The sequence below is a fragment of the Pseudomonas sp. Pseusp49 genome, assembly GCF_059491875.1.
Map to the genome: position 1 here is coordinate 5024760 of NZ_CP168514.1, position 13027 is coordinate 5037786.

The 13027-nt window shown below is 60.8% G+C and carries 13 protein-coding genes; 8 read left to right on the forward strand and 5 right to left on the reverse strand.

The window, feature by feature from the left end; translation table 11 throughout:
• Nucleotides 1–60 precede the first annotated feature (60 nt).
• Entirely contained in the window at nt 61–828 is a 768-nt protein-coding gene (locus tag ACEN83_RS22235; RefSeq protein WP_495578456.1) for a DODA-type extradiol aromatic ring-opening family dioxygenase, read from the forward strand.
• A 155-nt stretch (nt 829–983) separates the two neighbouring features.
• Here the strand turns inward: ACEN83_RS22235 and ACEN83_RS22240 are convergent, their stop codons facing one another.
• Nucleotides 984–2657, reverse strand: a complete 1674-nt coding sequence (locus ACEN83_RS22240; protein ID WP_007973525.1) for a DEAD/DEAH box helicase — start codon at nt 2655–2657, stop codon at nt 984–986.
• A 423-nt stretch (nt 2658–3080) separates the two neighbouring features.
• Between ACEN83_RS22240 and ACEN83_RS22245 the strand changes: the two genes are divergently transcribed.
• Nucleotides 3081–3872, forward strand: coding sequence for a crotonase/enoyl-CoA hydratase family protein (locus ACEN83_RS22245; RefSeq protein WP_495578457.1), 792 nt, complete (start codon nt 3081–3083; stop codon nt 3870–3872).
• A 102-nt stretch (nt 3873–3974) separates the two neighbouring features.
• On the opposite strand, the gene ACEN83_RS22250 is transcribed toward ACEN83_RS22245, so the two are convergent.
• Entirely contained in the window at nt 3975–4730 is a 756-nt protein-coding gene (locus ACEN83_RS22250) for a spermidine synthase (RefSeq protein ID WP_495578458.1), read from the reverse strand.
• A gap of 150 nt (nt 4731–4880) precedes the next feature.
• On the opposite strand from ACEN83_RS22250, the gene ACEN83_RS22255 reads away from it, so the two are divergent.
• Nucleotides 4881–6227, forward strand: a complete 1347-nt coding sequence (locus tag ACEN83_RS22255; protein ID WP_007973530.1) for a class II 3-deoxy-7-phosphoheptulonate synthase — start codon at nt 4881–4883, stop codon at nt 6225–6227.
• A gap of 93 nt (nt 6228–6320) precedes the next feature.
• On the opposite strand, the gene ACEN83_RS22260 is transcribed toward ACEN83_RS22255, so the two are convergent.
• Nucleotides 6321–7550, reverse strand: a complete 1230-nt coding sequence (locus ACEN83_RS22260) for a winged helix-turn-helix domain-containing protein (RefSeq protein ID WP_495578459.1) — start codon at nt 7548–7550, stop codon at nt 6321–6323.
• A gap of 80 nt (nt 7551–7630) precedes the next feature.
• A complete protein-coding gene (locus ACEN83_RS22265) occupies nt 7631–7846 on the reverse strand; it encodes a DUF1127 domain-containing protein (RefSeq protein WP_007973532.1) in 216 nt (71 codons plus the stop codon).
• A gap of 95 nt (nt 7847–7941) precedes the next feature.
• On the opposite strand from ACEN83_RS22265, the gene ACEN83_RS22270 reads away from it, so the two are divergent.
• Nucleotides 7942–8796: a LysR substrate-binding domain-containing protein gene (locus ACEN83_RS22270; protein WP_007973533.1), complete on the forward strand. Its 855-nt coding sequence runs from the start codon at nt 7942–7944 to the stop codon at nt 8794–8796.
• On the opposite strand, the gene ACEN83_RS22275 is transcribed toward ACEN83_RS22270, so the two are convergent.
• Complete coding sequence (locus ACEN83_RS22275; RefSeq protein ID WP_495580904.1) at nt 8786–9520, reverse strand: sulfite exporter TauE/SafE family protein; 735 nt, start codon at nt 9518–9520, stop codon at nt 8786–8788. The genes ACEN83_RS22270 and ACEN83_RS22275 overlap by 11 nt on opposite strands.
• Before the next feature lie 125 nt (nt 9521–9645).
• Here ACEN83_RS22275 and ACEN83_RS22280 point away from each other — a divergent pair, with 125 nt between their 5' ends.
• The 4 genes from ACEN83_RS22280 to ACEN83_RS22295 all read left to right on the forward strand — a co-directional run bounded on the left by ACEN83_RS22280 (nt 9646) and on the right by ACEN83_RS22295 (nt 12949).
• Entirely contained in the window at nt 9646–10602 is a 957-nt protein-coding gene (locus ACEN83_RS22280) for a LysR family transcriptional regulator (protein ID WP_495578460.1), read from the forward strand.
• Nucleotides 10603–10669: 67 nt separating this feature from the next.
• Nucleotides 10670–11131 (forward strand): MarR family winged helix-turn-helix transcriptional regulator, encoded by a 462-nt coding sequence (locus ACEN83_RS22285; protein ID WP_007973537.1) that lies wholly within the window; start codon nt 10670–10672, stop codon nt 11129–11131.
• Between the two features lie 350 nt (nt 11132–11481).
• Entirely contained in the window at nt 11482–11901 is a 420-nt protein-coding gene (locus ACEN83_RS22290) for an organic hydroperoxide resistance protein (RefSeq protein ID WP_007973539.1), read from the forward strand.
• Nucleotides 11902–11935: 34 nt separating this feature from the next.
• Nucleotides 11936–12949 carry an alpha/beta hydrolase gene (locus ACEN83_RS22295; protein ID WP_495578461.1) on the forward strand — a complete coding sequence of 338 codons (1014 nt, stop codon included), beginning with the start codon at nt 11936–11938 and terminating at the stop codon, nt 12947–12949.
• Nucleotides 12950–13027 lie beyond the last annotated feature (78 nt).

The window sequence follows — 13027 nt, forward strand, 5'->3', positions numbered from 1 at the left end:
TTAGATTTAGATTAATGATCTGACTGAAGATGTTGCATCTTAACTCTCAGGAGCTCATTCATGTTCCCCAGCCTGTACATATCCCACGGCTCCCCCATGCTTGCCCTGGAACCCGGCGCCAGCGGACCGGCACTCGCCCGCCTGGCCGCCGAGATCCCCAGGCCCACAGCCATCGTGATTGTGTCTGCACATTGGGAAAGCAATGAGCTGCTGGTCAGCGGTAATCCGCAGCCTGAAACCTGGCATGACTTCGGCGGATTCCCCAAAGCCCTGTTCGAGGTCCAGTACCCGGCACCCGGCGACCCACGACTCGCCGCAGAGGTTACCGAGCTACTGAAAACCGCCGGCTTTCCTGCGCGTATCGACAGCAATCGGCCTTTCGACCATGGCGTCTGGGTGCCTTTATCGCTGATGTACCCGCAAGCAGACATCCCGATTGTCCAGGTTTCACTGCCCACCCGGGCCGGCCCCGCTCTGCAGACCCGCGTTGGCCACGCGCTGGCCAGCCTGAGCGAGCACGGCGTCCTGCTGATCGGCTCCGGCAGCATCACTCACAACCTGCGGGAGCTGGACTGGCACGCCGGCCCCGAGAGCGTTGAGCCCTGGGCGCTGGCGTTTCGCGACTGGATGGTCGAGAAACTCGCAGCGAACGACGAAACCGCACTGCATGACTATCGCGCGCAGGCACCGCATGCCGTGCGCAACCACCCCAGCGACGAACACCTGTTGCCGCTGTACTTTGCCCGCGCCGCCGGTGGGCCGTTCAGCATTGCCCATCAGGGATTTACCATGGGCGCACTGGGCATGGACATCTATCGTTTCGGCTGACCAATAAAGCAAAAGATCGCAGCCTTCGGCAGCTCCTACGGAGGAATGCGATCCCTTGTAGGAGCTGCCGCAGGCTGCGATCTTTTTTACAGGCAAAAAAAATCCCCGAACCAGTCGGGGATTTTTCATGTTCGATCAATCAGCTCGAGAGCGGATCAATCTTCGCGGTAGCGACGCAGCTTCAACTGCTTGCCGGCAACGCGAGTGTCCTTCAGCTTGGTCAGCAACTTCTCCAGACCATCTTCCGGCAGCTCGACGAGGCTGAAGCTGTCACGCACCTGGATGCGACCGATCGCTTCACGCGCCAGACCACCTTCGTTGAGGATGGCGCCCAGCAGGTTCTTGGCAGCGATACCGTCACGCGCGCCCAGCGCGGTACGGCAACGTGCACGGCCTTCGCCCAGTGGCATCGGAGCACGACGCTCGCGGTCGCCACGCTCAGGACGATCACCGGAACGCTCTGGACGATCGCCACGCGGTGCATTGTTCGGCACCAGTGGACGCTCTTTCTCGATAGCGGCCAGGTTCAGCGCTTGACCGTTGGTTGCCTTGCGCAGCAGGGCTGCGGCCAGGGCACGCGGGCTGCAACCGATGTCGGCGGTCAGGCGATCGAGCAGATCACCGTGGGTCGATTCGGCCTCGGCCACCAGCGGCGACAGGCTGTTGGTCAGTTTCTTGATGCGCGCATCCAGAACGGCTTGAGCGTCCGGCAGGCGAACTTCAGCAACCTTCTGACCGGTTACACGCTCGATCACTTGCAGCATGCGGCGCTCACGCGGAGTCACCAGCAGCAGTGCACGACCTTCGCGACCGGCACGGCCGGTACGGCCGATACGGTGAACGTAGGACTCAGGATCGTACGGCATGTCAACGTTGAATACGTGAGTGATGCGCGGAACGTCCAGGCCACGAGCGGCAACGTCGGTCGCCACAACGATGTCCAGACGGCCATCCTTGAGGGAGTCGATCACGCGCTCACGCTGGTTCTGGGCGATGTCACCGTTCAGCGCAGCGGCTTTGTAGCCTTTGGCTTCCAGGGCACTGGCCAGGTCCAGGGTCGCTTGCTTGGTGCGCACGAACATGATCAGGGCGTCGAAATCTTCCACTTCCAGCAAGCTGAGAACGGCCGAAGTCTTCTGGTCAGCGTGAACCAGCAGGTGAGCCTGCTCGATCGCGGTAACGGTCTGGGTCTTGCTCTGAATCTTGACGTGCTTCGGATCGCGCAGGTGGCGTTCGGCGATGGCACGGATCGACTGAGGCAGGGTTGCCGAGAACAGTACGGTCTGACGGGTTTCCGGCATGGCCTTGAAGATGACTTCCAGGTCGTCCATGAAGCCCAGCTTGAGCATTTCGTCGGCTTCGTCGAGAACCAGGTGGTTCACGGTCGCCAGTACTTTTTCGTCGCGACGCAGGTGGTCGCACAGACGGCCCGGAGTGGCGACAACGATTTGTGCGCCATTACGGATTGCTTTCAGTTGTGGGCCCATCGGCGCGCCGCCGTAGACAGCCACAACAGTCACGCCTGGCATTTGCTTGGCGTAGGTTTCGAAAGCGGTTGCAACTTGTAGCGCCAACTCACGAGTTGGGGCCAGGATCAGAGCTTGCGGCTCGCGCTTGGACGGATCAATGCGGTGCAGAATTGGCAAGGCAAAGGCAGCGGTTTTACCGGTACCGGTTTGCGCCTGACCAATCATATCGTGACCGGCGAGAATGATCGGGATCGACTGCTGCTGAATGGCCGAAGGCTCTTCATAGCCGGTAGCGACTACTGCAGCGACAATATTTGGATGAAGTTCAAGAGCGGCGAAGCCGCCGATTTCCTGGGTCATGGGTCTGCCTCTAAGTGCATCCGCAAAGACCCATGCTCCAAAGCTGCACATGCCGTGTTGAGACTCAAGAGTCGCCCTGGCAGCTTTGTCGGCGGGGATTTGCGAAAACGAATGAATGAAAAGAATCGTCAAGGAAGAGTCCGCTGGGCGGACGTGCAGCCGAAGCTGGCTTCGGGGAATTGCGCTACCTAAACGCGGCCCGGTTAAAGGCCGGCGCGCACTATACCGGAATTCGTCAAAAAAGGGAGCTTTTTTTATCGGAAATCCACCGGATACACCGTTGTGTCACAGGCTTTGCGAATAATCGGTCAGCCGTCTATTTTTCAAAGGCCCGGCCTTGCGGGTGATGGCGCTAAAACGGTTCACCCCTTACCGTGCAGACCGCAGGTCCCCGCACGCCTCTCCTACCCCGAGGACCGCTCCATGAATCAGCCCAGTTCCAGTCGAGTCAGCCGCGAACGGCGCGGCCATGTGTTCCTGATTGGTCTGGATCGGGTGGCCAAGCGCAACGCCTTCGATCTCGACCTGCTCAACGCGCTGAGCCTGGCCTATGGCGAATTCGAGGCCGATAGCGAGGTGCGGGTGGCGGTGGTGTTCGCTCATGGCGAACACTTTACCGCCGGGCTCGATCTGGTCAATGCCAGTGTGGCACTGGCAGATGGCTGGCAGGTTCCGCCCGGCGGCTGTGATCCGTGGGCGGTGTTCGCCGGTCCCAGGGTCAGCAAACCGGTGATTGTCGCCGCCCAGGGTTATTGCCTGACCATCGGCATCGAGTTGATGCTGGCCGCCGACATCAACCTGTGCGCCAGCAACACCCGGTTCGCGCAGATGGAAGTGCAACGCGGGATCTTCCCGTTCGGCGGTGCCACCCTGCGCCTGCATCAAGTGGCCGGCTGGGGCAATGCCATGCGCTGGTTGTTGACCGGGGATGAATTCGACGCCCGCGACGCCTTGCACCTGGGTCTGGTGCAGGAGGTCATGGCCAGCGAGGACTTGCTGCCCCGGGCGATTGAACTGGCCGAGCGGATCGCCCGTCAGGCGCCGCTCGGCGTTCAAGCGACACTGATGTCTGCACGACAGGCCCGCTATGAAGGGGAAACCGCAGCGGCACAGGCGTTGCCGCTGCTGGTGAAGAAGTTGATGGCTAGCGAGGACGTCAAGGAAGGTGTGCGGTCGATGGTGGAGCGACGGCCCGGTATTTTCAAAGGCTGCTGAAAATCCCTGTAGGAGCTGCCGGAGGCTGCGATCTTTTGATCTTGAAAAACAAAATCAAAAGATCGCAGCCTCCGGCAGCTCCTACAGGGGGATCAGTGTTCCTCAGGTCGCCGGGCGAATCGCCTTGATCAACGACTGCAACGAATACCCCAGCCGCGGCGCCAGCGCTTCGGCGCGGTTGATCAGGCCGTCCATGTCCAGCTCCTGATCCAGCTCCGAAGGCACGATCAGGATCACGTTGCCCTCCTTCACCGGCAGTTCCCAATAGTGGCGGTGATACAAACCGCGCAACAAGGCGGCGCCCAGGGGTTTGCCATCGTCGGTCGCCCACTGATTGATCACCAGCCAGCCACCCGGATTCAATCGCTTCTGACAGTTTTCCAGGAAACTCCAGGCCAGATGCCCGACACCCGGGCCGACATCGGTATAAAGGTCGACGAAAATCAGGTCCGCCGATTCTGCGCTATCCAGCAATTCCAGCGCATCGCCAACGCGGATGTACAGACGCGGATCGTCATCCAGCCCCAGATACTCAATGGCCAGGCGCGGCACGTCCGGGCGCAGCTCGATGGCTTCGACATCTTCCAGCGGCAGGAACTTGAGGCAGGCCTGGGTCAGCGTACCGGCGCCGAGACCGAGAAACAGTGCGCTTTCGGGTCGTTCATGGCACAGCGCGCCGATCAGCATCGCCCGGGTATAGTCGTACTCGAGCCAACTCGGATCGGCGGTGAACACGCAGCTTTGCTCGATGGCATCACCGAACTCGAGAAAACGGTAATCGGCCACTTCCAGCACACGAATCACACCGAACTCGTCCTGTACCTCGGCGAGCAGATGCTCGACGCGTTCCTCAGTCATTTCATCTCCTGACCGTCACCGGGGCCGGCAACGCAATAACACCGCGTGTAGAGAGCGGCAAAGGCGAGATTGTCAGCGATGCGACGGGAACAGGTCACGCACTAATTTGCTGATAACATGGACGTCCGAGCGAAAACACTAGAGACCGTGATGAGCCAACCCTGGAGCCCTGACAGCTGGCGCGCCCTGCCGATCCAGCAACAACCCCGATACCCCGACGCCGCGCATTTGCAGCAGGTCGAGCAGACCCTGGCCAGCTATCCGCCGCTGGTGTTTGCCGGTGAAGCCCGTGAGTTGCGCCGTCAGTTTGCCGAGGTGACCCAGGGCCGCGCGTTTCTGCTGCAGGGTGGCGACTGCGCCGAAAGCTTCGCAGAGTTCTCCGCGGCGAAAATCCGTGACACCTTCAAGGTGTTGCTGCAGATGGCCATCGTGATGACTTTTGCCGCCGGTTGTCCGGTGGTCAAGGTCGGGCGCATGGCCGGGCAGTTCGCCAAGCCGCGTTCGGCCAACGACGAAACCATCGATGGCGTGACGCTGCCCGCCTACCGTGGCGACATCGTCAACGGCATCGGTTTCGACGAAAAAAGCCGCGTGCCGGACCCCGAGCGCCTGTTGCAGTCGTATCACCAGTCCACCGCCACCCTGAACCTGCTGCGCGCGTTCGCCCAGGGCGGTTTTGCCGATCTGCATCAGGTGCACAAGTGGAACCTGGACTTCATCGCCAACTCGGCGCTGGCGGAAAAATACAGCCACCTAGCCGATCGCATCGATGAAACCCTGGCGTTCATGCGCGCCTGCGGCATGGACAGTTCGCCGCAGCTGCGCGAAACCAGTTTCTTCACCGCCCACGAAGCGCTGCTGCTGAACTACGAAGAAGCTTTCGTGCGTCGCGACAGCCTGACCAACGATTACTACGATTGCTCGGCGCACATGCTGTGGATCGGCGACCGCACCCGCCAGCTCGACGGCGCCCACGTCGAATTCCTGCGCGGGGTGAACAACCCGATCGGGGTCAAGGTCGGCCCGAGCATGAACCCCGACGACCTGATTCGCCTGATCGATGTGCTCAACCCGGACAACGATCCGGGCCGCCTGAACCTGATCGCACGGATGGGCGCGAACAAGGTCGGCGATCACTTGCCGCAACTGATCCGTGCCGTCCAGCGAGAAGGCAAGCAGGTGCTGTGGAGTTCCGACCCGATGCATGGCAACACCATCAAGGCCAGCAGCGGCTACAAGACCCGCGACTTCGCGCAGATCCTTGGCGAGGTGAAGCAGTTCTTCCAGGTGCACGAAGCCGAAGGCAGTTATGCCGGTGGGATCCATATCGAAATGACCGGGCAGAACGTTACCGAGTGCATCGGTGGTGCACGGCCGATTACCGAGGACGGTTTGTCGGATCGCTACCACACCCATTGCGACCCGCGGATGAATGCCGATCAGTCGCTGGAACTGGCGTTTTTGATTGCTGAAACCCTGAAGCAGGTTCGTCGATAAACGATAACTGTAGGAGCTGCCGCAGGCTGCGATCTTTTGATTTTTCAAGATCAAAAGATCGCAGCCTGCGGCAGCTCCTACAAAAGCAGTGGTTCAGTGAGCCTCAATTTGTGCCAATGCCACCCGCAACCGTGCCGCACTCGCCCGCGGGCAGTTCAACTGAACCTGCGCCAGCCCCAGCCAACCCGCCATCTGCCGCAGATTGACCGCCAACGCCAGCATCCCCTCCTCATCCAGTCCCGTTTCCTCTTCATGCACCGCATGCACAGCCAAACGACCTGCCGCCCGCTCGGCACGCAGATCGACCCGTGCGGCAATCCGTTCGTTGTGCAGAAACGGCAGCACGTAATAGCCGTAAATGCGCTTGTCCTGCGGCGTGTAGATTTCCAGCCGATAACGGAAATCAAACAGCCGCTCCGTACGGCTGCGCTCCCAGATCAGCGAATCGAACGGCGAGAGCAAGGCACTGGCCGCGACTTTGCGCGGCACCTTCGGCTCGGGCAGACAATAGGCCGGTTGTCGCCAGCCCTGGACTTCGCAGGTCAGCAATTCACCGGCCTCGACCAACTCGGCCAAACGTGGACGACTGTCCGCTGGGTTCAGGCGGAAGTAGTCACGCAAGTCCTTCTCCGTAGCGACACCCAAGGCCGTTGCCGCATGCCGTAACAGGCCGCGCTGGGCGTCAGCTTCATCCAGGACGGGCTGCGCAAGCACCGCCGAGGGAATCACCCGCTCCGGCAAATCGTAGAGCCTTTCGAACCCGCGCCGTCCGGCGACGGTCACTTCACCAGCAGCGAACAACCATTCCAGCGCATGCTTTTCCGCACTCCAGTCCCACCAGGGCCCGGCACGCTCCTGACGGGTCGACAGACTCCCGGCACCCAGCGCGCCCTGCTGCTCGACCGAAGCCAGCACGCGACGAATCGTGTCTTGCTGCTCACGCCCAAATCGCGCCAGTTGCTGATAGATATCTTCGCCACGGCTCGCCCGCTGCATGCGCCAGCGCATCAGCGGGTACAGGGAAAGCGGTAACAACGAGGCTTCATGACCCCAATACTCAAAGAGTGTCCGACGCCGGCCCTGGCTCCAGGCAGCCTGGTCGAGCAAGTCGGAGGAATAATGGCCGAGGCGGGAAAACAGCGGAAGGTAGTGCGAACGCACCACTGCATTGACCGAATCGATCTGCAAAATGCCCAGCCGCTCGATCAGTCGGTTGAGCGCAACAGCCTTGATCGCCGCTGGCGACTGCCGCCCGTTGAACCCTTGGGCGGCCAGCGCCAGACGCCGAGCCTGTTTGAGGGTAAAGGACAATGTTGCGGGCATGGGCATCTCCTTGTCTGCTCGCAACCTACCTCACCGGTAAGGGGTTTGTGTAGCGTGGGATTCATCATTTATTGATCGGATCATTTATGCATCGGGTCACTCCAGAACGGCTTGATCGACTCGTTCTCCACATCCGCACGACTCATGCCGATGTCCTTGAGTGCTTCGTCGCTCAAGCTCGCCAGCAATTCGCGCTCGCGATGCAGTTCGTACCAGCGGCCGACCTTGTGCAGCAGATCGGATATCAGGTGAATGGAGTGTTTTTCCGCACCGTGGAACTCATGTTGACCTTTCATCTTGTTGCCCTCCGTTTGGATGGCTCCAGTCTCGCGCCGGGTCTAAGATCAATCCAACGAATGTTTCTGATGTCACATATCTCGGAGATTGATGAATGTCGGCCTACCCGAGTATCGATACCGAAGTGCTGCGCACCTTCGTCGCCATCGCCGACCAGGGCGGTTTTACCCGCGCCGGCGAAATGGTCAACCGCACCCAGTCAGCCGTCAGCATGCAGATGAAACGACTGGAAGAAGATGTGCTGCAGCGTCAGTTGTTCCAGCGCGACGGACGGCAGGTGCGACTGACGGCCGAAGGCCAGGTGCTGCTGGGCTATGCGCGGCGGATCCTCAAGCTGCACAGCGAGGTCTTCAATACCCTGCGTGAACCCGACATGGTCGGCATGGTGCGCATCGGTACGCCGGACGATTATGTGATGCGTTTTCTCCCGGGGATTCTGCGCCGGTTTGCCCAGTCCTATCCTCTGATCCAGATCGAAGTGCACTGCGAATCATCGAAACAGCTGTTGATGCGCCAGGACCTGGACCTTTCCATCGTGACCCGCGAGCCGGGCAGCGAAATCGGCCAGTTGTTGCGCAAGGAACGTTTTGTCTGGGCCGAGGCGCAATGCTACAGCGCCCACGAACAGACGCCGCTGCCGCTGGCGATGTTCAACAGCGATTGCTTCTGCCGCCAATGGGCCTGCAATGCCCTGGATGCCCGGGGGCGCGATTACCGGGTGGCGTACAACAGCGACAGCCTGTCAGCGATCATGGCCGTGGTCAGCGCCGGCCTGGCAGTGACCGCACAGCTTGAAAGCCTGATCACCGCGGACATGCGCATTCTGGGTGAAGCCGAGGATCTGCCGTTGCTGCCCGAGGCCAGCATCATGCTCGTGCGCAACCTGCATAACCCGTCACCGATCACCGAGTGCCTGGCCGACCACATCATTGATGGCTTCAAACTTTAAAGGCGAGCGTCACCGCACAGAACACCAGGAACCCGCAAAACAGCCCGCGCAGCAGCCGCTCCGGCAAGGCGTGGGCAACCTTCACGCCCCAACTGATGCTCATCAGCCCACCGACCGCCAAGGGTAAGCCGATCCCCCAGTTGACCTGATGGTGCACGGCATAAGTCACCAGCGTCACCCCCGTGCTCGGCAGGGCCAGCGCCAACGACAACCCCTGCGCAACCACCTGACTGGTGCCGAACAGACTGGTCAGCACCGGTGTCGCCACCACCGCGCCTCCCACGCCGAACAATCCGCCCATCGTGCCGGATGCAGCGCCCAGCACGCCCAGCCAGGGCCATGAGTAGTTCATCCGTGACGCCGCGGAGGCGTTGGCGGCGAACATGCGTACGAGGTTGTACGCCGACAGTGCGATCAGAAACGCCACAAAACCTATGCGCATGGTTCGCGCATCGATGCCCACCGCCCAGATCGACCCGAGCCAGGCGAAGCAGAACCCCATGAGGGCCAACGGTAGCGCGTGGCGCAGCTCGATCCGGTTGCGCTGATGGTAGCGCCACAGCGCCAGCATCACGTTCGGCACGACCATCACCAATGCCGTGCCTTGGGCAATCTGCTGATCGAGCCCGAACAGCACGCCCAACAGCGGAATGGCAATCAGGCCACCGCCGATGCCGAACAAACCGCCGAGCGTGCCCAGGGCGGCACCGAACACCAGGTACATCAGAAACTCAATCACGGCCGATTTCTCCTCACATCACGCGATTGATCCTACGCAGTTGCTTATGGCACGGAAACGCACAGCGACGCACAATGGCTGTGCCAAATTCGCACAAGCGCAGACTTGCCATGAACCCCAACCAACTGACCGACCAACTGGCTTTATTCCTCGATGTACTGGAAACCGGCAGTTTTTCCGCCACCTCGCGCCGTCATCCGATGACCCCATCGGCCGTGGCACGGCGTATCGACAGCCTGGAAAACGCGGTCGGCAGTCAGCTGTTCATCCGCAGTACGCATGCGGTGCGCGCTACCCCGGCAGGATTGGCCTTCGCCGAGCGAGCACGGCGGATCGTCGCCGAATTGCGTCTGGCCCGGGCCGAGGCCGTGTCCTTGAGCAGCGCGCCGGAAGGCCTCATTCGTATCGATGCGCCAGCAGCCTTTGGGCGCCGGCACCTGGCACCGGTGATTGCCGATTTCCTCATGCTCTATCCGGGACTCGATGTGCAACTGCACCTGATCGACAGTTTCGTCGACATGCAGGGCCAGAACCTCGGCAAGGTCGATCTGGTGCTGCGCGCCGGGCAATTGGCCGACACCCGGCTGGTGGCCACGCCACTGGCGAGCATGGTGCGTATTGCCTGTGCCAGTCCTGACTATTTGCGCCGACGCGGCGTGCCGACCGATCCGTCGCAGCTGATTGAACACGACGGACTCGATTGGGATGGCCTGGCCCCGCCCTTCGCCTGGCGTTTCGAACGGGACGGGCAAATGCAGTTGCATCGGCCGGCGCGGGTGCGCATGAGCGCCAACAATGCCGAGGCGCTGGTATGCGGCGCATTGGCCGGATTGGGTATTGCGCACCTGCCGACCTGGCTGGCCAGCGAGTACCTGTTGCGGGGTGAGTTGCTGCCGCTGTTCTGCGACAGCGACCTGCCAAAACCGGAAAACGCCGGCATCTATGCCTTGCGCCTGGAACAACAACCCAACTCCCGAAGCCGCTTGTTGCTGGAGTACCTGAAAACCCGCTTCAGCCCGGTTCCGCCCTGGGATCTGCTGTTGCAAACCCATTTGCAACGGCACTGATCAAAATTATCTGGCGCATTAAAGATTCGCCCGCTAGATTCCAAAGATCACAGATCAAGGCTTCGACATGAGCACCGAGCGCAACACCCCGGACAACTGCGACAACCTGCTGCTGGATAATCAGGCCTGCTTCGCCCTGCACTCCACTTCGCTGATGATGACCAAGGTCTACAAGCCCCTGCTGCAAGCGCTGGGCCTGACCTACCCGCAATACCTGGCGATGATGGTGTTGTGGGAAAAAGACGGTTTGACGGTAGGCGAAATCAGCACTCGATTGCTGACCGACCCTGGATCCTTGACGCCGCTGCTCAAGCGCCTGGAAGCCGAAGGCCTGCTCAGCCGAACCCGCAGCCGCGAAGATGAACGCGTGGTGATCGTCGAGCTCACCGAACAGGGCCGGGCCTTGCGCGACAAGGCTCGTGATATTCCCCAATGCATCCTCGGCGCCAGCGGGATGACACTGGAGCGCCTGCAAAACCTGCAAGCGGAGCTGCAAGCGCTGCGTCGTCATCTGCAAGACAGCCTGTAATTTCAAGCCCACCACGAAACCAGTGTGAGAGCGGGCTTGCTCGCGAAAGCGGTGTGTCAGTCGACGTAAATTTCGAATGACACACCGCTTTCGCGAGCAAGCCCGCTCCCACAATTGCGTTGTGCGGCGCCATAGAATCCGATCCTCTCCCACAAAAAATCGCCCGCAAAACCTCCATCCGCTCTAACTCAATAATTTCAGCCAACCTCGTTCAACCGCTCGTCGGCCCTGGCAAATTTATTTTGTTTTTATCTTGCGCGCCAAACATTAGCACGATACATTCATTTCGCACTTACTTAGCGCGCAAACATTTAGCGCAAGCACACCAAACCCCGAACGAGGCTTTCACCATGCAAACTCTCTACACCGCAATCGCAACTTCCACCGGTGGCCGTGACGGTCGCGCGGTTTCCAGCGACAACATCCTCGACGTCAAACTCGCCACGCCGAAAGAACTCGGCGGTGCCGGCGGCGCAGCCACCAACCCTGAGCAACTGTTCGCCGCCGGCTACTCCGCCTGCTTCATCGGCGCCCTGAAATTCGTCGCCAGCCAGACCAAGCGCAGCATCCCGAGCGACGCTTCGATCACCGCCCATGTCGGCATCGGCCAGATCCCTGGCGGTTTCGGCCTGGACATCGACCTGCACATCAGCCTGCCGGGTCTTGAACAAGCCGATGCCCAGGCACTGGTCGACGCTGCCCACCAGGTCTGCCCGTACTCCAATGCCACCCGTGGCAACGTCGATGTGCGCCTGCACGTAACCGTCTAAGCGCCGACTTCCCAGGCCCGAACAGGAAACGAACATGAACACTTTCAGCAAAGTCTTGACCGGTACCCTTCTCGCTCTGTCGATCAACGGTGCGTTCGCAAGTGATGGGGTTGAACACAATACCCAGGCGTTCCTCGATGTGCTGAATGCCGGTACCGGCAAGCCGCTTGAACAACTCAGCCCGAAAGACGCCCGCGCCGTGCTGACGGGCGCGCAGGCCGGGGTGAAACTGACTCTGCCAAAAGCCGATGTCAGCCAGAAGACCATTCAAGTCGACGGCCAACCGCTGAACCTGACCATCGTCCGGCCGGCCGGGGTCAAGGGTGAGCTGCCCGTGTTCATGTTCTTCCACGGCGGCGGCTGGGTACTGGGGGACTTCCCGACCCACGAGCGGCTGGTGCGTGACCTGGTGACCGGTTCTGGGGCAGCGGCCGTGTTCGTGAACTACACGCCGTCGCCGGAAGCCCATTACCCGGTGGCGATCAACCAGGCTTACGCCGCGACAAAATGGGTGGCCGAGCACGGTAAGGAGATCAACGTCGATGGCAAGCGCCTGGCAGTAGCCGGCAACAGTGTCGGCGGCAACATGGCGGCCGTGGTTGCACTGATGGCCAAGGACAAGGGAACCCCGGCGATCAAGTTCCAGGTGTTGCTGTGGCCGGTAACGGATGCCAACTTCGAAACCGCGTCCTACAACCAGTTTGCCGAAGGGTACTTCCTCAGCAAAAATGCGATGAAGTGGTTCTGGGACAACTACACCACCGACGCCAAACAGCGTAACGAGATCTATGCCTCACCGTTGCGCGCCACCACCGCCCAGCTGAAAGGGTTGCCGCCAGCGCTGGTACAGACCGCCGGTGCCGACGTGTTGCGCGACGAAGGCGAAGCCTACGCCCGCAAACTCGATGAAGCCGGCGTGCCGGTGACCTCGGTGCGCTACAACGGCATGATCCACGACTACGGTTTGCTCAACGTGGTGAGCCAGGTGCCAGCGGTGCGTTCGGCGATGTTGCAGGCGTCTGAAGAACTCAAGCAACACCTGAAATAGAAGCAAAAGATCGCAGCCTGCGGCAGCTCCTACCTTGAAGGTGTTCATGTACATCAAACCTGTAGGAGCTGCCGCAGG